A 25,360-nucleotide genomic window follows, 5' to 3' on the forward strand; every position below is an offset into this window, starting at 1 on the left:
TTAAAATACGAATTCCCACTTGATTTTGAAATGCAATGGTTTGAAAAAAATAGCAAAAAAATGTAAATATTAAACAATAAAAACTCGCAAAAAGTGTAAACCAAAAATAGACCACCCCAGATGGCATAAATGGATTGAAACAAAGATAATCTTAATTCAGTGTATTGACGAACTGCTATTCCAACGCCACATGATGGCATAAATGGATTGAAACATAATAAAGCACTAAGCTTTTCCTCTGTATCGGTGAATATTCCAACGCCACATGATGGCATAAATGGATTGAAACTGCACATCGGTCAACGGATTAAAGAAATTATTGCAACAATTCCAACGCCACATGATGGCATAAATGGATTGAAACAGTTATCGAAGCTGGGAGCGGATGTTCGTAACCACATTCCAACGCCACATGATGGCATAAATGGATTGAAACGCCTTAATGGCAAAAGTATAAGTAAATCCGAATTATAATTCCAACGCCACATGATGGCATAAATGGATTGAAACTAATATTTTGACCAGTTACCTGTGAATTCATCTAATAGTATTCCAACGCCACATGATGGCATAAATGGATTGAAACACATCAATCTCAAACTGAGAAACAATGTCTAATTTTATTCCAACGCCACATGATGGCATAAATGGATTGAAACACCCACATTTGAAATGTATCCTCAAAAAACTATGCCTATTCCAACGCCACATGATGGCATAAATGGATTGAAACAAATTACTCTCTTCATAATACTTCAGTAAAAAATTATCATTCCAACGCCACATGATGGCATAAATGGATTGAAACCTTCTATGTAATCCACAACCTTCATAGGAAGGTTGGATTCCAACGCCACATGATGGCATAAATGGATTGAAACCCTGCAGGAACTGCTTTCAGAGTTAAGTCAGGACAAAATTCCAACGCCACATGATGGCATAAATGGATTGAAACGGGATAACAAAAAAGCCGTTCCTTTTCAGAAACGGCTTTATTCCAACGCCACATGATGGCATAAATGGATTGAAACAGCAAAATAAGACCTCGTTAAAGTCAAATCCAACGCCAATTCCAACGCCACATGATGGCATAAATGGATTGAAACCATCAATGAACATATTTCTAAGAATACTAAAGGGGAAATTCCAACGCCACATGATGGCATAAATGGATTGAAACGTGCTGCCTCCGATACAGATAGTAGTTTATCTGTGTTATTCCAACGCCACATGATGGCATAAATGGATTGAAACTAGAAATCAGTATCTGCAAAAGCCTTATTAATTCTAATTCCAACGCCACATGATGGCATAAATGGATTGAAACACGTTCTCTACTATTGTTGATAAAGTTGATTTATTGACATTCCAACGCCACATGATGGCATAAATGGATTGAAACGGCCCTTGAAAATTGGCACATTCAATTTGAATGATTTATTCCAACGCCACATGATGGCATAAATGGATTGAAACACATTTTCCCAGATAAAAACACCTGGTCGGCACTCTATTCCAACGCCACATGATGGCATAAATGGATTGAAACGAATGCCTTGAATAAAAACAGGTGTGGGTTCACGGAGATTCCAACGCCACATGATGGCATAAATGGATTGAAACATGTCGGTCAAATCCATGCCCAACATACAAGACACTAATTCCAACGCCACATGATGGCATAAATGGATTGAAACAAATATCCGTGCGGTTTTGATATTATTCTAACCTCTCATTCCAACGCCACATGATGGCATAAATGGATTGAAACGCACTAACTACCTAAAAACAATACCTGTTGAAACGCATTCCAACGCCACATGATGGCATAAATGGATTGAAACCCGTCAGCATAAAGCCCCGTTTCAACTGCCGTATCATTCCAACGCCACATGATGGCATAAATGGATTGAAACTGGCAAAGACCGATATTGGTGTCGAGTTGGTAAGGGATTCCAACGCCACATGATGGCATAAATGGATTGAAACAAATTTGATTCAGCAATTATTGGGCTTTTTTCTCCAAAAATTCCAACGCCACATGATGGCATAAATGGATTGAAACAAATTGTTCAATAAGTTGTACAAGTTTAGGCGGAGTATTCCAACGCCACATGATGGCATAAATGGATTGAAACAATGTTGATTTTCAATAAAATAATTTCTAATCTGTTATTCCAACGCCACATGATGGCATAAATGGATTGAAACTTCCATACGGAGGGTCAACAATTGCCAAATCAAAAAATTCCAACGCCACATGATGGCATAAATGGATTGAAACTCAAAATCAGTATCTGCAAAAGCCTTATTAATTCTAATTCCAACGCCACATGATGGCATAAATGGATTGAAACTTTTGTTATTCGTAGCACTACAAACTACTAACGCTCAAAATTCCAACGCCACATGATGGCATAAATGGATTGAAACAACAAGTCAAATTTTGAAACGCCCAAAATAAAGCCCATTCCAACGCCACATGATGGCATAAATGGATTGAAACCTTAAAATTATCGGTATGGTACTGCTTAAAAGTATAATTCCAACGCCACATGATGGCATAAATGGATTGAAACCAGTTAGCTAATTTCACAACTAAGAACCGACCTACAATTCCAACGCCACATGATGGCATAAATGGATTGAAACAATTCAAGGCGTAATGCAAGAATGACGGCAACAATTGACAATATCAATTCCAACGCCACATGATGGCATAAATGGATTGAAACAATTCAAGGTAGTAACCGTCCTTGTGGCCCAATAAAAATTCCAACGCCACATGATGGCATAAATGGATTGAAACATGCAAATAGAGGCTTATTGATTATCAACGAGAAGAAATTCCAACGCCACATGATGGCATAAATGGATTGAAACGGGGCATTAGATGAAGGCGTAAGACCAACCGTTACACAAATTCCAACGCCACATGATGGCATAAATGGATTGAAACATAGAGAATATGGGTTTGATATTGGTGCATTCACTATTCCAACGCCACATGATGGCATAAATGGATTGAAACAGCTTGTATAACAATCGTCTCAGGCTCTTCAATGATATTCCAACGCCACATGATGGCATAAATGGATTGAAACGAAATTTCTGGTAAATACCTGTTAGCTTGGTAAGGTATTCCAACGCCACATGATGGCATAAATGGATTGAAACCTAAGAAATTATCGGAGATACCGAGAAAACCCCAATTTAATTCCAACGCCACATGATGGCATAAATGGATTGAAACTGCTCAGACAGAGAGCGAAGCAAGGCAAAAAGTTAATATTCCAACGCCACATGATGGCATAAATGGATTGAAACGAATTGGGGGATAAAATCCCCCAGTCTGAAACATTATTCCAACGCCACATGATGGCATAAATGGATTGAAACAGGTATCGCTTAAATTCATCGGATATGATATTAGTAGCATTCCAACGCCACATGATGGCATAAATGGATTGAAACATCGTAAAGACAAAAGCATTAGAGGAGATAAGAAAATTCCAACGCCACATGATGGCATAAATGGATTGAAACATGCCTCTAAGCTACGAGCCGTTTCTACTTTCCCTTCCAAATTCCAACGCCACATGATGGCATAAATGGATTGAAACATGGTAAGACGTATCATTTCAAATTTGGAATGAAGGCATTCCAACGCCACATGATGGCATAAATGGATTGAAACATGTATTATTCAGACCGCCAACCACACAAATCAGACATTCCAACGCCACATGATGGCATAAATGGATTGAAACTCGTTTCGCATACATTCTTCGCAATAGGGCGTTTTGCATTCCAACGCCACATGATGGCATAAATGGATTGAAACCCCGCAGACAGTAGTGTTGGGAGCGAGTTGCAAGGGAAATTCCAACGCCACATGATGGCATAAATGGATTGAAACAGGACTTCGGTAGTGACAGGCTTGTTCTTACTAATATTCCAACGCCACATGATGGCATAAATGGATTGAAACTCAGGCACATTCCCCTCACTAATCAGCAGATTATTTATTCCAACGCCACATGATGGCATAAATGGATTGAAACCAGTTGAAAACAGGTTTCTTGTTCCTGCATTACTTTCACATTCCAACGCCACATGATGGCATAAATGGATTGAAACTTGTTCAAATTGTGAATTATAATCTTTCATTGCGTCTGATTCCAACGCCACATGATGGCATAAATGGATTGAAACAACAATCCCGATGGTTGTCCATACAGGATTCATACTTATTCCAACGCCACATGATGGCATAAATGGATTGAAACTGCTCAGACAGAGAGCGAAGCAAGGCAAAAAGTTAATATTCCAACGCCACATGATGGCATAAATGGATTGAAACGAATTGGGGGATAAAATCCCCCAGTCTGAAACATTATTCCAACGCCACATGATGGCATAAATGGATTGAAACAGGTATCGCTTAAATTCATCGGATATGATATTAGTAGCATTCCAACGCCACATGATGGCATAAATGGATTGAAACATCGTAAAGACAAAAGCATTAGAGGAGATAAGAAAATTCCAACGCCACATGATGGCATAAATGGATTGAAACATGCCTCTAAGCTACGAGCCGTTTCTACTTTCCCTTCCAAATTCCAACGCCACATGATGGCATAAATGGATTGAAACATGGTAAGACGTATCATTTCAAATTTGGAATGAAGGCATTCCAACGCCACATGATGGCATAAATGGATTGAAACATGTATTATTCAGACCGCCAACCACACAAATCAGACATTCCAACGCCACATGATGGCATAAATGGATTGAAACTCGTTTCGCATACATTCTTCGCAATAGGGCGTTTTGCATTCCAACGCCACATGATGGCATAAATGGATTGAAACCAGACGCTTCAATGGCAAACATACGATACATTAAAGAATTCCAACGCCACATGATGGCATAAATGGATTGAAACAACTATCAAAAGGAGGAACGTCTGGGCTTGAGATTGATTCCAACGCCACATGATGGCATAAATGGATTGAAACCATCGAAATTGAAGATTTCAGAACCCACCTCTGCGAATTCCAACGCCACATGATGGCATAAATGGATTGAAACTTCCCTATTTCTCAAGATGATTTTTTAAATGTGTACATTCCAACGCCACATGATGGCATAAATGGATTGAAACAGGGTACGATGCGTTCTGTTCCGTCCGTCTCAGTGATATTCCAACGCCACATGATGGCATAAATGGATTGAAACTAAATAGGGGTTGATAGTCTAAGCTGCCATCACTACTATTCCAACGCCACATGATGGCATAAATGGATTGAAACTCTTAACGTCGATTCTCCATTTTTTCAGTATCTCCCAATATTCCAACGCCACATGATGGCATAAATGGATTGAAACATGAATTGTCCCAAGATGATATTATAAGCTATATAAAATTCCAACGCCACATGATGGCATAAATGGATTGAAACCATTCATTGCCATCACATTCATTAATTGCATTGGAGAATTCCAACGCCACATGATGGCATAAATGGATTGAAACAAAAGTGGCACGATAACGAAGACAATAACCAACAATAATTCCAACGCCACATGATGGCATAAATGGATTGAAACTGGCTTAGCGGTGAAGTCTCCAGACGCAAAACCTTGAATTCCAACGCCACATGATGGCATAAATGGATTGAAACTACCCAGAAACAAACGTAACATGGAATCTCCAGTAATTCCAACGCCACATGATGGCATAAATGGATTGAAACTCATTTTCGTTTGTTGCGAAATTTTCGGACGGGTTCATTCCAACGCCACATGATGGCATAAATGGATTGAAACAATAATCTCTTTGGAACATCTGCAAAGCAAGTTTTATTCCAACGCCACATGATGGCATAAATGGATTGAAACTAATATACACCTTATATGCTAAGACTATACTTTTAAAATATTCCAACGCCACATGATGGCATAAATGGATTGAAACACGCTCTCAATTTCGAGAATACAACTACACTTAATGTATTCCAACGCCACATGATGGCATAAATGGATTGAAACTATCATTTTCGCCTCAAAAAACAATTCAGAGGGGTTATTCCAACGCCACATGATGGCATAAATGGATTGAAACTTGAGGACTTTGAAATACCATTACACCCAAACCCAAAAATTCCAACGCCACATGATGGCATAAATGGATTGAAACTAAAAGATATTGGTTGGGGGATTATAGCAGAAAGAAATTCCAACGCCACATGATGGCATAAATGGATTGAAACACCCACAATCAATGTATCCTCAAAAAACTATGCCTTATTCCAACGCCACATGATGGCATAAATGGATTGAAACCCCTGTATGGTTTTGCGTTCCTCCTTTGTGTTCCACTAATTCCAACGCCACATGATGGCATAAATGGATTGAAACTTCGTAAAAAACCGCTTCAACATATCGTCAACATGAATTCCAACGCCACATGATGGCATAAATGGATTGAAACCCCCACTCCCTACCGATACTAAAACCGATACCAATATTCCAACGCCACATGATGGCATAAATGGATTGAAACCTATAAGTTGTTCCACCATTATAACTAATTTCAGAAATTCCAACGCCACATGATGGCATAAATGGATTGAAACGCTACGTGGGCATGAGATACTTGCCACAGGATTACGAATTCCAACGCCACATGATGGCATAAATGGATTGAAACTGGCGAGAAGCAGAAAGCAATGGGGTTGATTTGACGGATTCCAACGCCACATGATGGCATAAATGGATTGAAACGATAAAGTCGGAATAGAGATTACAAACAGAAATCTGCATTCCAACGCCACATGATGGCATAAATGGATTGAAACTTCATGGCTCAATCTGTAACTGCTCTTTCGGGAAAAACATTCCAACGCCACATGATGGCATAAATGGATTGAAACCGGGTAAACGGCTTTGATGAACTTCGTTACTATACACCATTCCAACGCCACATGATGGCATAAATGGATTGAAACGATAGGTTACATTCCTTACAGCGTAGTCGTGTCCAAATTCCAACGCCACATGATGGCATAAATGGATTGAAACTTAATCCTTCCTCCTGGTCTCAACCAAAACAAACCAATTCCAACGCCACATGATGGCATAAATGGATTGAAACCGTGGTTACTCTTTCTGATAGTTCACTCATTGAGTTAATTCCAACGCCACATGATGGCATAAATGGATTGAAACCCAAAATAAAGGATATTGAGAGAAAAAGGGGACATAAATTCCAACGCCACATGATGGCATAAATGGATTGAAACGACGCACAAGCAGAAATACAGTTTTTGGGTATATTACAAATTCCAACGCCACATGATGGCATAAATGGATTGAAACCCAAAATAAAGGATATTGAGAGAAAAAGGGGACATAAATATTCCAACGCCACATGATGGCATAAATGGATTGAAACAAAAGGGACGTTTTTCGGATAAATCAGAATTTTGCTTTATTCCAACGCCACATGATGGCATAAATGGATTGAAACCCCATTTTCAAAACGTCCAGCCGTTCTCCCTGCAAATATTCCAACGCCACATGATGGCATAAATGGATTGAAACTCGGAAAACTGAAAAAGATTGAAGCCCCAAGTTTCACGAATTCCAACGCCACATGATGGCATAAATGGATTGAAACTACAAAAATGGTATTTCGGGATATTCGGGAATTTCTACAAATTCCAACGCCACATGATGGCATAAATGGATTGAAACATTCCGTTGAACATATTGCACCTGTGGCAACATTTAATTCCAACGCCACATGATGGCATAAATGGATTGAAACTCAAAACTTCTGGGGAACTCGCAAAGAAATGGTGATATTCCAACGCCACATGATGGCATAAATGGATTGAAACTCATGAAGTTGAGGGCATCTACCATTGAATTAAAAATATTCCAACGCCACATGATGGCATAAATGGATTGAAACTTCTTGAGGTTCTAAAACCTCAGATACAGGCTTGAAATTATTCCAACGCCACATGATGGCATAAATGGATTGAAACACCATTGATGAAGCAGTAGTAGAAGCCCTTACGGGTATTCCAACGCCACATGATGGCATAAATGGATTGAAACCCATTCCCGATTTCGGTCTATTCCATTCGTTGTGATATTCCAACGCCACATGATGGCATAAATGGATTGAAACTCAAAATCAGCGGCTTTAGTGGTATTGGAAATACAAATTCCAACGCCACATGATGGCATAAATGGATTGAAACTGGTGTCTGCATAACTGTACGCTCCTTGTCCTTTTAATTCCAACGCCACATGATGGCATAAATGGATTGAAACATGATATACGGACAGTCTGGACATGGGAAGAGTACAATTCCAACGCCACATGATGGCATAAATGGATTGAAACTTCAAAGGTTCATACAAGAGCCTATACAGACAAAGAAATTCCAACGCCACATGATGGCATAAATGGATTGAAACTTTCTTCGCTCTGTGTACTCCTTTTGTAATTGGTTTAATTCCAACGCCACATGATGGCATAAATGGATTGAAACTTATAAATTGAATGAGGATTTCTATTAAGGAGCTTTATTCCAACGCCACATGATGGCATAAATGGATTGAAACCAGTAGAACACAGGTAAATGCACGAACTCGAAAGCTATTCCAACGCCACATGATGGCATAAATGGATTGAAACGGGCTTGCAAGTGGATTACTAAGCACGATATAGTTATCATATTCCAACGCCACATGATGGCATAAATGGATTGAAACGAGTGCAGCCTTTTCGGTTTCTGCTTTCAATAAGATTCCAACGCCACATGATGGCATAAATGGATTGAAACCCTGCTTGAAAGTGTTCAGTTACAGTCGGAGCAGTTTATTCCAACGCCACATGATGGCATAAATGGATTGAAACAAAATGTCGGATGATTTGGCGGCTGAGAAATTGGCACATTCCAACGCCACATGATGGCATAAATGGATTGAAACTTTTTGTCCAAAGCTCATTAAGTTCACGGTGTAGGTATTCCAACGCCACATGATGGCATAAATGGATTGAAACAAGAATCTTTGTCGGATTGTTTTCCAACAAAAGCCCCAAATTCCAACGCCACATGATGGCATAAATGGATTGAAACACGATATTTCCTAAGATTCCTTGAAAATCGGGTGTATTCCAACGCCACATGATGGCATAAATGGATTGAAACCCTGAGGACTTAGACAAAATACGAGATAGTTTCTTGTATTCCAACGCCACATGATGGCATAAATGGATTGAAACTTCTGTGTTGGTAGTCCCTGTAAAATATGGTGTTATATTCCAACGCCACATGATGGCATAAATGGATTGAAACAAGAGGTAAGACAGAATCCCCCTCCTGATTGGGAGGGATTCCAACGCCACATGATGGCATAAATGGATTGAAACGGGTTCGATTCCCTCAGAGTAACAAAAAGTAAAGGGATTCCAACGCCACATGATGGCATAAATGGATTGAAACTTTTCTTGACCCAACCTTTTTCATTATCGAAACCTTCTTCAATTCCAACGCCACATGATGGCATAAATGGATTGAAACTTGATTGCCAACACACAACTAAGAATATCACAGAGAATTCCAACGCCACATGATGGCATAAATGGATTGAAACTAATCCAAAATGCCAAAAGTAAAAGCTTTCTTCCTTATTCCAACGCCACATGATGGCATAAATGGATTGAAACGGCGGCTTCGCTACTGTTGGACGGTTAGGGGTTTTGTATTCCAACGCCACATGATGGCATAAATGGATTGAAACAAACCTCCGTAAATGCCTTATAGTAAAGGGTTTACGAGATTCCAACGCCACATGATGGCATAAATGGATTGAAACGGGTTTTGGTATTCGACTGTCTGTTCTTCTTTATTATTCCAACGCCACATGATGGCATAAATGGATTGAAACAACCGCTGGATAGTTCTTTGTACGGATGCCAATTTTATTCCAACGCCACATGATGGCATAAATGGATTGAAACTAATTATGTGGAACAGATTGGCAAGAGTAAAAGAACATTCCAACGCCACATGATGGCATAAATGGATTGAAACACCGTTTGAGCCTTAAAAACCGTTGGCATCAACGCCAAATTCCAACGCCACATGATGGCATAAATGGATTGAAACCAAAAACATGGAGTGGAACGGATTATTCGTGTTTTGATTCCAACGCCACATGATGGCATAAATGGATTGAAACAAGTGTGTCATTCGATATAAGAATAACACTACGATGATTCCAACGCCACATGATGGCATAAATGGATTGAAACCATTAAACATATCGTCCACCGCAGTTTTTCGAGAAGAATTCCAACGCCACATGATGGCATAAATGGATTGAAACTACGCTTCTGGTCCTTCTGCATACGTATAATTTCAAATTCCAACGCCACATGATGGCATAAATGGATTGAAACTTCTTCAGGTGCGAATAGCACCACAAAAGGAGGATTCATTCCAACGCCACATGATGGCATAAATGGATTGAAACCAATGTAGGCAAGGCAAATACCAGAAACGGAAAACCCATTCCAACGCCACATGATGGCATAAATGGATTGAAACAAGCTTTTGAAGATGGAGACTTCACGAGTGACACAAATTCCAACGCCACATGATGGCATAAATAGATTGAAACTCGGGCGACTTAGATGCTCTTTCAACTGCATCAAGCATTCCAACGCCACATGATGGCATAAATGGATTGAAACAGTCGCAATCGTAGCCGTCCATGCACCTGAAGCATTCATTCCAACGCCACATGATGGCATAAATGGATTGAAACGGGTTTTAAGTCTTCTTCGGGAAATATCTAAAATTTATTCCAACGCCACATGATGGCATAAATGGATTGAAACTTGTACGAATGTCATACTTTTAGTATCTGCAATATTATTCCAACGCCACATGATGGCATAAATGGATTGAAACACGTCCGACAATGACTGACATTTGGGCTTACGGTACAATTCCAACGCCACATTATGGCATAAATGGATTGAAACCAATAAATTTAGTAATTCACAAAGCAATGGCAGATAAATTCCAACGCCACATGATGGCATAAATGGATTGAAACAATATGGAACAAAGTTCTCTCACAAAGAAAAAACATGATTCCAACGCCACATGATGGCATAAATGGATTGAAACGTAACTCAGGTAGAAACCGCCACAACGGGGAAAACATTCCAACGCCACATGATGGCATAAATGGATTGAAACTTGAACGCCTTATTAGGCTAAAACTCAATTACTAATATTCCAACGCCACATGATAGCATAAATGGATTGAAACGGCAATTTTTTGTCAAAGATGGATTTCAAATTAGTAAATTCCAACGCCACATGATGGCATAAATGGATTGAAACAAACTTTGTTGCCGCAAGGCTATCAAGCAAAAGACATTCCAACGCCACATGATGGCATAAATGGATTGAAACGACCAGACTGAAACGGATTGAATGTTGTCAGTCAGACATTCCAACGCCACATGATGGCATAAATGGATTGAAACACGAATTGTAACCGCTGTGGATGCTGAAAGCGGTTCATTTATTCCAACGCCACATGATGGCATAAATGGATTGAAACAACTAAACCCTACTGTTTCCTACAAAAACTACACTTTATTCCAACGCCACATGATGGCATAAATGGATTGAAACCGGAAATGTTGTACCAATCGGAAGTACACAATTAGCCATTCCAACGCCACATGATGGCATAAATGGATTGAAACTGTTTCATGGCTAAGTAGTTCTAATTGATTATATATTATTCCAACGCCACATGATGGCATAAATGGATTGAAACCAAATTTCGCTTTGCTCATATTATTCAATTTCATATTATTCCAACGCCACATGATGGCATAAATGGATTGAAACGCTGTGAAGTCGCCTGCAGTGCCTTACCGCAGGCGATATTCCAACGCCACATGATGGCATAAATGGATTGAAACAGGGGTAGAGGTGAATTGAGTGGAAGCCGAAGAGAGGATTCCAACGCCACATGATGGCATAAATGGATTGAAACCTTTCAATTGATAATTTTACAACATCAAATTTTTCAATTCCAACGCCACATGATGGCATAAATGGATTGAAACAACCACCATAAAGAACTGACCATCCGTCATAGTTGCATTCCAACGCCACATGATGGCATAAATGGATTGAAACAGTGTTACTATTCTACGACCAAAATGCGGGTATTTATTCCAACGCCACATGATGGCATAAATGGATTGAAACAAAGATACGGTTTCTTGGAGAACATCAGGCGGTATTTATTCCAACGCCACATGATGGCATAAATGGATTGAAACAAAGATACGGTTTCTTGGAGAACATCAGGCGGTATTTATTCCAACGCCACATGATGGCATAAATGGATTGAAACAACCCTCATAAGTATGTGGTGATTTATTGGTAGCTCATTCCAACGCCACATGATGGCATAAATGGATTGAAACAACCGAGAGTCATTTTCATCAATGGTTTGTTTTACTAATTCCAACGCCACATGATGGCATAAATGGATTGAAACACCAGTCTGAATGTTGAAAAGCCTTTTCAATATCATATTCCAACGCCACATGATGGCATAAATGGATTGAAACAACCTCAGACTTTTTGTATAATCTCAATCGGGATTAATTCCAACGCCACATGATGGCATAAATGGATTGAAACCACAATGCCCATGAGACATTCGGTAGTTGATTAATTATTCCAACGCCACATGATGGCATAAATGGATTGAAACACATTATGCCATACAAAGAAGCATTGGCAATAATGAAATTCCAACGCCACATGATGGCATAAATGGATTGAAACTAACACTGTGTATCGAAATGGAGAATATATCTATAAAAAATTCCAACGCCACATGATGGCATAAATGGATTGAAACTGCACCGTTGCCCAATCGTGGATACCTGCATCGGGATATTCCAACGCCACATGATGGCATAAATGGATTGAAACTGGTGATGCTAAACCATTGCGGACTTTCACAACTAAATTCCAACGCCACATGATGGCATAAATGGATTGAAACATTCGTAATACCATGAAGGGTTTGCAACGTTTTCATATTCCAACGCCACATGATGGCATAAATGGATTGAAACATCAATGAATCATTACTAATGCCAACCGTTGCAAGCATTCCAACGCCACATGATGGCATAAATGGATTGAAACAACATTCTCAATATCAAGACGGATTTCTTCTAACCTATTATTCCAACGCCACATGATGGCATAAATGGATTGAAACAATAATACAAAAACGCCCCATAGTCAGTATTTTCATATTCCAACGCCACATGATGGCATAAATGGATTGAAACGATTATCTTTCGACAGAAAAATATTTCCATCATTACTTTCATTCCAACGCCACATGATGGCATAAATGGATTGAAACAAGTCGTGCCATGCTCTGTGAGAAAAGCCAATCCAAGCATTCCAACGCCACATGATGGCATAAATGGATTGAAACGGTTTAGGCAACCTTGCGACGGGGGGTATTAACGAACATTCCAACGCCACATGATGGCATAAATGGATTGAAACTCGACTACTACTGAACGGCTCTTATCAAAACCAAGCATATTCCAACGCCACATGATGGCATAAATGGATTGAAACAGTGCTTAAACTGCTTTTGTCGAAAGATGCTGGCAAATTCCAACGCCACATGATGGCATAAATGGATTGAAACCGGTCGAAATACTACCGTAGAAATTACTGATAAGTTCATTCCAACGCCACATGATGGCATAAATGGATTGAAACCGCCTGCACGCACTCCGTAGTCGCCCGCTGATGCGATTCCAACGCCACATGATGGCATAAATGGATTGAAACACGTTGTATTCTCGTTATCGTAATAGATTTCTTCGCCTATTCCAACGCCACATGATGGCATAAATGGATTGAAACTACCAATCAACGGTATTAGAACAATTGCTTGCGGTTAAATTCCAACGCCACATGATGGCATAAATGGATTGAAACCAAGCCAATAATCCGTTATTCTCCCCGATGGTGATTAATATTCCAACGCCACATGATGGCATAAATGGATTGAAACTCTCAATTTCTTTGCCTTGATGGTGTTGCTCCATCACGGATTCCAACGCCACATGATGGCATAAATGGATTGAAACTACCTGATAAGCAATATCCAGCCGTACCTGTGCGGTATTCCAACGCCACATGATGGCATAAATGGATTGAAACACGTACAAATCAATTCAAACCGAGGCAAATACATCAAATTCCAACGCCACATGATGGCATAAATGGATTGAAACAAAAAATTTCCTTGAAGTGTCGGGAGGAACGACCAAAATTCCAACGCCACATGATGGCATAAATGGATTGAAACAAGAAAACGGCAAATAGGAGTACGCCCACTTTCTTATTCCAACGCCACCAGTTGGCATAAATGGATTGAAACATTTGCCCTGCTGGGTTATGCTCCAGTAATAAATCATATTCCAACGCCACCAGTTGGCATAAATGGATTGAAACATAATCCCGAAATTTTCTTGGTATGTCCTACTGGCGTATTCCAACGCCACCAGTTGGCATAAATGGATTGAAACTGCAAAAAGAAAAATCACGTCAGACCCACGTGATTTTATTCCAACGCCACCAGTTGGCATAAATGGATTGAAACGAAAAATACATTGTCCCTTTTGAAAAGACACTTCAAAATTCCAACGCCACCAGTTGGCATAAATGGATTGAAACAACAATTAAAATAAATATAAAAATGTCAAAAACAAAAAATTCCAACGCCACCAGTTGGCATAAATGGATTGAAACACGTGCCTGATTCTCCTATAACAGTTTTCCAATATTATTCCAACGCCACCAGTTGGCATAAATGGATTGAAACCAAAAAAACAGGGATTGACGAAATTAGAACATCAGGAAATTCCAACGCCACCAGTTGGCATAAATGGATTGAAACCGCCTGGCCAAGTCTTCACAACGTATTATCATCTCTATTCCAACGCCACCAGTTGGCATAAATGGATTGAAACTCCAAAACACTACCAGAGCATTTTTTTCAAAAACAAATTCCAACGCCACCAGTTGGCATAAATGGATTGAAACGCTTCTGATTTTCCGCCCGAATAAAACTCTTTGTACGATTCCAACGCCACCAGTTGGCATAAATGGATTGAAACACTATGAAAAAAACTTTGAGCCTTACCCATTATGTAATTCCAACGCCACCAGTTGGCATAAATGGATTGAAACACAAAATTCATTCTTCATTAAACGTTTCAGCACCTCATTCCAACGCCACCAGTTGGCATAAATGGATTGAAACCTAATCTTGTGGTCAAGTTCATAATTTTTTAATTTATTCCAACGCCACCAGTTGGCATAAATGGATTGAAACTGGCTGCGTTGGTTTCTGGAACTAAGGCGTAGTAAACAAATTCCAACGCCACCAGTTGGCATAAATGGATTGAAACTATTAACCAATTTTCCCAAAATGTTAAATCTGTCCTATTCCAACGCCACCAGTTGGCATAAATGGATTGAAACTCATTACAAGATAAATTAAAACAGGTTAATTCCGATGATTCCAACGCCACCAGTTGGCATAAATGGATTGAAACAAAGAACTTTCTCCACTACTTCAATTATTAATATCGTATTCCAACGCCACCAGTTGGCATAAATGGATTGAAACTCGATTCACGCTGAAACTATGCTAAACCGCTATTCTTATTCCAACGCCACCAGTTGGCATAAATGGATTGAAACTTGAAGGATTTACCATTAATTCAACCGAAACAAAAATATTCCAACGCCACCAGTTGGCATAAATGGATTGAAACTGAGATTTATCGAAGTTGATGAACAGAGATTTGCAAAAAATTCCAACGCCACCAGTTGGCATAAATGGATTGAAACACGATAATACCTCCCAAGAAGGATTCATTTTATTTTATTCCAACGCCACCAGTTGGCATAAATGGATTGAAACATTTTTGTGAATGTTTCGTACATGGTTTTTAGACTTGAAATTCCAACGCCACCAGTTGGCATAAATGGATTGAAACCAATAATTATCTGTACCTCACTTATTTTATTAAAAATATTCCAACGCCACCAGTTGGCATAAATGGATTGAAACACCGTTAGCGTACCCATCTCTTTTTGAGTGTTAGCCAATTCCAACGCCACCAGTTGGCATAAATGGATTGAAACGATTAATTCAGTTCAAACAAACTGAGCTCAAAGAACAAATTCCAACGCCACCAGTTGGCATAAATGGATTGAAACAATCATGCTATCAGCCATAGGCAGTTTTTTAGGTGGGATATTCCAACGCCACCAGTTGGCATAAATGGATTGAAACAGTGCAAACTTATCCCAGTCATCATTTACCCGAACTATTCCAACGCCACCAGTTGGCATAAATGGATTGAAACAAAAATATCGTTTATCTGGACAGGATCTTACCATTGAATTCCAACGCCACCAGTTGGCATAAATGGATTGAAACAAATCCTCTAAATCTAATTAATTAAATGGGAGCATATATTCCAACGCCACCAGTTGGCATAAATGGATTGAAACACCAATTGTGTCTGACTGCTACGCATGAAGGATTAGAAAATTCCAACGCCACCAGTTGGCATAAATGGATTGAAACGAATCACAGATAATCATATTGCTACGGGTGAAATTCATTCCAACGCCACCAGTTGGCATAAATGGATTGAAACCTTCATTATTAAGTAACTTAATATCTTTGTCAAGTCATTCCAACGCCACCAGTTGGCATAAATGGATTGAAACAGTACGTTATCATTGTTTGCTTGTTTGAGGGTTTAAAAATTCCAACGCCACCAGTTGGCATAAATGGATTGAAACTTGAAATATAACCCTAACCAGAGATTAGGGTTATTCTATTCCAACGCCACCAGTTGGCATAAATGGATTGAAACAGCCAATGTAATAAACGGTTTGTCTGCCCACAGGCATTCCAACGCCACCAGTTGGCATAAATGGATTGAAACTCGTATAGTCGCAATCGCTCCGTGTTGATAGTATCAATATTCCAACGCCACCAGTTGGCATAAATGGATTGAAACGGGTCACCCGTTCCACCTTGTCCAGTGTTAGAAGCTATTCCAACGCCACCAGTTGGCATAAATGGATTGAAACTCAGGTGATTCAGGCAACTGCCAACATGGCAAAGCAGATTCCAACGCCACCAGTTGGCATAAATGGATTGAAACCAATTACTTTCTTCGCAACCTCCTTTTTTACAGGCTATTCCAACGCCACCAGTTGGCATAAATGGATTGAAACGAGTAATATTCCTCTGCTTTTCTGAACTGACGAAAGATTCCAACGCCACCAGTTGGCATAAATGGATTGAAACACTGTTGGATTTTTGAAAAAAGTTTTGTCGGAATTATTCCAACGCCACCAGTTGGCATAAATGGATTGAAACCTGCTGATTTTTGCACCGCTATTGTCTCAGAGCCTTATTCCAACGCCACCAGTTGGCATAAATGGATTGAAACCAAAGTGGAAACGGGTCAGACTGTCAAGTATCTGTTATTCCAACGCCACCAGTTGGCATAAATGGATTGAAACAAGTTGACCAAGTTGACCTTCTTTGAGCAAAATCCCGAAAAGCTAATTCCAACGCCACCAGTTGGCATAAATGGATTGAAACAACTACGAGATGCAGTCTTTTATCAGGACGATAAAAATTCCAACGCCACCAGTTGGCATAAATGGATTGAAACCAAGAAAATCAAGGATTATGCACTTACGGACGTAGCAGGATTCCAACGCCACCAGTTGGCATAAATGGATTGAAACAGACAACACCCACGAAAAAAGACAAGAAACTCTTGTACGATTCCAACGCCACCAGTTGGCATAAATGGATTGAAACACAACAAAAATGATCCAGCTAAGCAACAACAGTATCTATTCCAACGCCACCAGTTGGCATAAATGGATTGAAACGTAAGGAGGTGAGCAATGGATAAGCAGAAATATTTTATTCCAACGCCACCAGTTGGCATAAATGGATTGAAACGAAATCTACTAAGGAATACAGGTTACGCACCTGTAATATTCCAACGCCACCAGTTGGCATAAATGGATTGAAACTTCTTATGAGCTTAACACAAGAAATATCGAAAGAGCTATTCCAACGCCACCAGTTGGCATAAATGGATTGAAACTTTCTGCAATTCCTTTCTACGAAAGAGGATTCAGCGGTATTCCAACGCCACCAGTTGGCATAAATGGATTGAAACTCCATCATTAGCAGAGAAATGAGTTAGCGTAGAATCCATTCCAACGCCACCAGTTGGCATAAATGGATTGAAACAAGCTGAGGTACTGTTTAAGTTTTAGGTAGTGTATAATTCCAACGCCACCAGTTGGCATAAATGGATTGAAACGTCAAAATATTGTCGAGAAGACAAGGTTTTTGAAGCTATTCCAACGCCACCAGTTGGCATAAATGGATTGAAACGTCAAAATATTGTCGAGAAGACAAGGTTTTTGAAGCTATTCCAACGCCACCAGTTGGCATAAATGGATTGAAACGTAGTAAGCCGTTTAGCGGACAAAGCAAATGAATTATATTCCAACGCCACCAGTTGGCATAAATGGATTGAAACCGAATCAAGCGTTAAGATTTTTGCATTATGACCGTGAATATTCCAACGCCACCAGTTGGCATAAATGGATTGAAACGCAACAAAAGCTACTGAAACTTCAGTAACTCAACGTTATTCCAACGCCACCAGTTGGCATAAATGGATTGAAACAACCTTCGTCCATCATAACAGGCGGTTTCTCGTCAAATTCCAACGCCACCAGTTGGCATAAATGGATTGAAACAAATTTTTCACAATAATTAAATATTACAATGGCTAAATTCCAACGCCACCAGTTGGCATAAATGGATTGAAACTGAAATTGATACATCAATTGCGGAGTTAACCGTTCTTATTCCAACGCCACCAGTTGGCATAAATGGATTGAAACTGCCTGTTATTCTCATAGAACTTTTGCCGTATCTCGATTCCAACGCCACCAGTTGGCATAAATGGATTGAAACACTATTAACATTTAAGGAAATGGTAGTTTTAAAAGAAATTCCAACGCCACCAGTTGGCATAAATGGATTGAAACCTGAAACAAAAAAGCCTCATTGTAGGCTTTTTCTGATTCCAACGCCACCAGTTGGCATAAATGGATTGAAACTCACCCAACCCGTTCCTGCATCTTTTGTACCTCTATAATATTCCAACGCCACCAGTTGGCATAAATGGATTGAAACGCAAGTAATGAGACATTTCAGTTGAAATTCATCGAGATTCCAACGCCACCAGTTGGCATAAATGGATTGAAACGACGTAAGTACAAAGCAAACAAAGAACCTAACGATAATTCCAACGCCACCAGTTGGCATAAATGGATTGAAACATACAAGGCAAAATTGCATCTTGTTTGTTTGCCGTAAACATTCCAACGCCACCAGTTGGCATAAATGGATTGAAACAAACAATGGGCGACGGCTTCAAACGGGGGACTTGCAAATTCCAACGCCACCAGTTGGCATAAATGGATTGAAACTCAATTGAAGGAAACCGCAAAAACATACCCGCTTGTAAAAGCAAACAATTCCAACGCCACCAGTTGGCATAAATGGATTGAAACAAATGAGTAGATATAAAGAAATCAGGAACGAACAACCAATTCCAACGCCACAAGTTGGCATAAATGGATTGAAATACGAAAGTACCGAATATAACATAAACTATTTTAAACGGCTCCTTACGTTTGTGGTATTTTTTTGCTATCCCTCTCTCCTACATCACCCACAACGGATTAATAAACCCTTTAAACCTCAATACCGAATAGTGCAAATGCACCCCCGTTGAACTGCCCGTACTCCCACAAAAACCAATCGTTTGCCCTTGATAAACTTTGTCATTTATGGCTACGTTGATGTTATTCAAGTGTCCGTAAATTGTCTCAAATCCCAATAAATGTTTGATTTTGATAAAATTGCCTAAACCAGCTTGACAGCCAATTTCAATCACTTCGCCGTCTGCTGTTGCATACACCGATTGATTTAATGATGTTTTCAAATCAATCCCTGTATGGAACTTCACTTTTTTTAAAATGGGGTGTATTCGCTTCCCAAAAGTGGAGTTGATTTTACAAGACTTTAACAAAGGATGATAAATAGGAATTTTGAATTCTAATAGCTTTTGTAAATCATTGTTTGTGGTTTCTGATGAAGTCAATATATTCATCAAAGCTTTTGTATTCAAGCCTTCAAAAACAGCCTCCATTTGCCCCTCTCCTATCTGATTTTGTGAGTATCCGTCCTCAAATTGTAATAGTATTATGAAAGAAATCACGTAGTATAGTTTCATATTTATATATTAATAATTATTTATATTTATCATTTTATTTATATTTGTCACAAAAATATAAATAAAATGATTGTTTTTTCTTCTAATATTTTGACTTCTGTTATTATTCTTTTGATTGCCATGATTCTCAATGGAGATTTAGGAACTAAGAAAATACCTTTTTATGGCTCAGTAAGTCATCATAGGTTTATAAAACAGCCGTATAGCTTATTCTATTTTTATGTTGTCTCCAGTTTTTACGAAGTAATGCCAAATTCAATGAATGGTTTATTTCTGTTCTTCTTCCTATTGGTATTTCAAATCGGATTGGTAATACTTGTGGTCTCTAAATTTTATCAAAAGAGTTTTATAGACTGGCGTGATTACCTAAATCGTCTCAAGCAAATAATTGTCAAAATTCTTGACAAGAAACCAAGCCAAAAAATAGCTAACCTAACAGGTCAAGATATTACTTATTTCTTACAAAACTTCATCTTCCCCAGTGTTTTTATGCTTAGTAACGCTTATTTAATCGTCAAACTTATTTTCAATTAATTAAAACAAAATAGTCATGAAAAAAATCATTTTCACCCTTATTGCCATCTTTTGTTTAGCTAAAAATAGCTATTCGACCGTCATTGACCCCTCCAATCTTGCACAGAATATTATGCAAGTCATTCAGCAGAAAATAGAATCTAAATTGAGTGGCGACCAAAAGGAAATTGCCAATTCTCAATTAAAAACAGAAAGTCAAACCACTGCCGATGTCATTGGTACAAATAGTACCGTGAAGACTAATTTAAACTTAGATATGGCAGAATTTAATTATGAAAATTCTCCTTCTACTTTATACAAGTCTTACTACCAAAATTTGAATGTGAGAGGCAAAAACTATAAGCTACTGCTCTACTTAGGACGTGTAAAAGTATTTTACCAAAATAACATTCTATCCATTTTAAGTCCTGTGAGAAATGATGCGTATATCAAAAGGTTTAATGCCCTATCAGAAGCTATTCAGGAAGCTGATTTGCTTTTTGCCGATTTCACCAACACCGTTGACAATAATGGAGGAACAGACAATTCTATTGATAATACTAATGGCTCTCATGATTCAAGTACCCCAATAAGTTCGGGTTTGGGAAATAGTACAAATACCAAAGCTTTACAAAAAGAATTTAACCAAAAAATTGGTGCCATCAATCAAAAAATAACAGCCATAGAAAAAGCAAAAGCCAATGTGGATGAATTAGACATTCCTGATGCAGCTAAAAATGATATGCTCAATTATCTTAACTGGCAACAATCAACGCTTAATGACCAAATTGATGATTTAAGCTCATCATTTCAAGAGTCAATCTTTGGCTCGGTTAGTAATACTTTGGGCTTAGATGGTGCATTTGGGGGCATTTTTGGAAGTAATTCTTCTGAAAAAGGGAAAGGACAAGAAATCAAAATTAAAGCACCTATGGGAAGATTGTCAGATGCTCAAAGAATTGATTTTGCCACTAAAGCCTTTAAAAACTTAGACGTAGTGGATTATCAAATTGCTCTTTTAGAACAAGAACTCATTGCCATAAAATCTCAATACGACCTCAAAAAATATGTCGATGAAAGTAAGTTTTCAACCGCTGGTTTCTATATGAACTCTGGAGCAATGGACAATACCAAAATGATGAATTTTGATAAAGAGTAAGTCATTCCTATTTTATTTTTATTTAACCTTCAATCTACCAACATCATGAAAATACACTTAATCGTAGTAGCATTCAGTATATTCCTTTACAACTCTTGCCAAAAGAAATCTGGCTTAGCGAGAGCTAAAACCACGCAAGAAGCCCTTGAATCAATTAGCAATATTGATTATCAACTTGTTAGACTAACCCTAAACAAGAAAGAGATACCAATTAGTCAAGCCGTTTCTTTGAAGTTTATCAATAAAGGTATCAAAGAAAATACGAATGAAATGGCAGATGCCCTAAACGGATTTACAGGAAAGCCAGGGGTCGTCTCTATCATCACCAATCTCAAAGGTTTTGAAAATAGCGACGAGCAGAAACCATTTTATTACAATATTGAGTATTTCAATGAGCAATCTCAAAAACACCTAAAATTTCAAGATTTCGGTTTAAATATCACGGACGGTGGAACTTCTTTAACCTTAGGATTTGAAGATTCAAACTTAAATCGACGTGTCTATTACTTTAAAAAACAACAACCACAATGGCAGATATAAACAGTATCATCACCGAAATAAACACCATTACTACCGACATTAAAGATGCTTTTAGCCCTTTCTTATCGGTAGGAAGAATGATATTAGCTTCAGGAGCTATTATCTGGATTATCATTGATGCGATGAAAGTCATGGCTACGGGCGAAAGAGATGGACTATCTAACCATTTACAAGGTTGGGTAAAACCTTTATTCATTTCTTTACTGCTACTTTTTTACAATCCTATCCTTTCATTATGTGATTTCTTAGTTTCTCCCACCTATTCCGCTACGGAGGGCTGGGCAATTTCTTATATGCAACAGAATGAAACGATTGAAAAAAAATACGAAAAGGATTTAGAACAGATTTATTTAACCGCTAACTCGCCTACGCCAAGCAATGAGGAAGAAGAAGACGGTGTTTTTGCAAGAGTTTCTAATGAGGTTAATAGTATCGTTATGCAACTCAAAATCTTTATTCAAAAAGTAGAGCTTTATACGTCTTCTTCCTATATTTTAGGATTACTCTTAATGATTTTAAGCAAAATCATTAATTTTTGTTTGATTGTGAGTTACTTAGGTATTTTGGTCATGCAAAATATCAACTTAGCCATCATTATGGCGTTTGGTCCCATTTCCATTGGATTATCCATTTTTCACCCTTTTGGGGATAATTGGAAGGCTTTTTATTCAAATTATGTATCCAAACTTCTTTGGTATCCTGTGGCTAATATGTCTTTAGCGATTGCTTACCGTTTAAAAAATATTTCTGACCAAAATGCTTATGATGTCTTATTGAAATTTGCAAAAGCTACCGTAGAAGCCAGTAAAACAGTGGCTGGCTCTGTCAATAACGCTACTGGTTTGACAGGTATTGAGGTAATACAAACGATGGATTGGGTGCCTATTTTTCTCAGTATTGGCGTGACCATTGTGGGCTGTTATGCGGTCATTAACACGCCAAGTTTAGTCGGCAACATTATTACAGGTGTAAGCGGTGGCATGAGTTCTTCTCCAGTTTCAGGCACAATGGCGGCTGGTGCGATGGGAGCTTTAGCGTATAAAGGTTTGAGTGCCATTAAAGGTGTTATCCCTAATCCATCAGATAATGATAGACCCTCTTCTCAAAACGGGAACACTTCCAATAAATCACCCGTTGAAGTTTGACACAATAGCAAATAAATTATTAATTATAATTCTTCAAATAAATACCAATATTTAGATAATTAATCTTTCAAATTATGAGTCAATTCAATGCTGAAAAACATATTGAGGATATTTCAAAAATTTCTGACCTCTTACTCAAAATCTTAGGGGATACCGCCAAAGTCTTCCTTAAAAGTAAAAATGAGTACGGTGAGGTCATAGACTTAGCCCAAGAAGCTATCAATCTTCGTTATGGAAAACCTTCTTCTCTGCTTAAATACACCGATTACAAAATCGAAGATGATGTTCCGATGTATTATGAACGAGAAGGGAAATTTAAACTACTACCACCTAAAGCGGAGTGCCGCCCAGCGGAGACTCCGAATGAATTAAACTTAGTTTTCTTGGATAAAAAGCAAACCCTTGAAATTCCTCAGTATTTAAAAGAACACCTTTCTCAGGAAGACATTGCTCATCTGAAAGATGCAGGACATTTGAACCGTATTATCTATGTGGACCAAAATGGCGTTGCTAAACCCAAGTATTTATCGGTTGATAAAGATTTGAATATTATCGCCACCATGAGCATTGACCGCTTTAAATTAAAAGATGAGGTCATGGGTGTTACACTAAGTCAGGAAGAAAAAACCGCCATTTTAGATGGCAAATCGGTTTTATTGACGGGTTTAGTTAATCCTAAACAACCCAATGCTCCTTTTGATGCCATTGTAACCATTGATGCCAGTAAATTGGAACTCTCTTTTCAAAAACCAACGGGTATTCCTAAATTATTAGCAGGCAAAGAATTAAGTGATGAACAGATAAATCGTTTAGAAAAAGGCGAAACGCTGATGCTCACGGATTTATATTCAAAAAATAAGGACAAATATTATGATGCTTATATCAAGCTCGACAAAGAAAAAGATTCCCTTGAAATCGTTCCTTATACTACCCCAAAAACCATTTTAGGCGTAAGTCTTACCCAAGCACAAATACAATACTTACGCACGGGCGAAGAACTTTACATTCAAGGAATGACCAGTAAAAAGGGGGAAGTCTTTGATGCCAATATTCAACTCTCTAAAGAAAAAGGAATTGCGTTTAATAAACCAAGTACCAATATAAGCAGTCAAGAGATTCAGCAAAAAACAGTGATTAATCTCAAAGATAAGTCTTATTATCAACTGAGCCATCGGTTTAGACAAACGCCTTCTATCCATCTAACTGCTAATTCAAATGTCTTAAAAAACCCTCTCAATGCTTCCCCAACCGAAGAAAAGAAAGAGATAAAGCAAAAGAAAATGGGAGTTTAACAGTTGACAGTGGGCAGTTAGCAGTAAACAGTTAATAGTGGTAAATGCAATGTCGTTTAGTTAAGAAAAAATGACTGGTTTGATGAAGTGGTTTAATTGTATTTATTTTGTAGGAAAATGTCTGACCTCCTTACGACTTTTCCTTCGATTACCGCATCCATTTCAA

The 25,360-nt window shown here is 38.5% G+C and carries 6 protein-coding genes and 1 CRISPR repeat array; of the genes, 5 read left to right on the forward strand and 1 reads right to left on the reverse strand.

Annotation, left to right across the window (positions count from 1 at the left end; genetic code table 11):
* Positions 1 to 177 precede the first annotated feature (177 nt).
* A CRISPR array of direct repeats spans positions 178 to 19,895; the repeat unit is 37 nt; unit sequence ATTCCAACGCCACATGATGGCATAAATGGATTGAAAC.
* A gap of 77 nt (positions 19,896 to 19,972) precedes the next feature.
* Positions 19,973 to 20,545 (reverse strand): M23 family metallopeptidase, encoded by a 573-nt coding sequence (locus tag VB796_RS22910; RefSeq protein ID WP_323348928.1) that lies wholly within the window; start codon positions 20,543 to 20,545, stop codon positions 19,973 to 19,975.
* Positions 20,546 to 20,611: 66 nt separating this feature from the next.
* On the opposite strand from VB796_RS22910, the gene VB796_RS22915 reads away from it, so the two are divergent.
* The 5 genes from VB796_RS22915 to VB796_RS22935 all read left to right on the forward strand — a co-directional run bounded on the left by VB796_RS22915 (position 20,612) and on the right by VB796_RS22935 (position 25,194).
* Complete coding sequence (locus VB796_RS22915; RefSeq protein ID WP_323348929.1) at positions 20,612 to 21,079, forward strand: hypothetical protein; 468 nt, start codon at positions 20,612 to 20,614, stop codon at positions 21,077 to 21,079.
* A 16-nt stretch (positions 21,080 to 21,095) separates the two neighbouring features.
* Entirely contained in the window at positions 21,096 to 22,217 is a 1,122-nt protein-coding gene (locus VB796_RS22920; RefSeq protein WP_323348930.1) for a hypothetical protein, read from the forward strand.
* A 45-nt stretch (positions 22,218 to 22,262) separates the two neighbouring features.
* Complete coding sequence (locus VB796_RS22925) at positions 22,263 to 22,757, forward strand: hypothetical protein (RefSeq protein ID WP_323348931.1); 495 nt, start codon at positions 22,263 to 22,265, stop codon at positions 22,755 to 22,757.
* Entirely contained in the window at positions 22,745 to 23,902 is a 1,158-nt protein-coding gene (locus tag VB796_RS22930; RefSeq protein WP_323348932.1) for a hypothetical protein, read from the forward strand. Before VB796_RS22925 ends, VB796_RS22930 begins: the two co-directional genes overlap by 13 nt.
* A gap of 74 nt (positions 23,903 to 23,976) precedes the next feature.
* Entirely contained in the window at positions 23,977 to 25,194 is a 1,218-nt protein-coding gene (locus VB796_RS22935) for a topoisomerase C-terminal repeat-containing protein (protein WP_323348933.1), read from the forward strand.
* Positions 25,195 to 25,360: the final 166 nt, after the last annotated feature.

This window comes from Arcicella sp. LKC2W, from assembly GCF_034931005.1.
In the GTDB taxonomy this organism is placed as follows: Bacteria; Bacteroidota; Bacteroidia; order Cytophagales; family Spirosomataceae; genus Arcicella.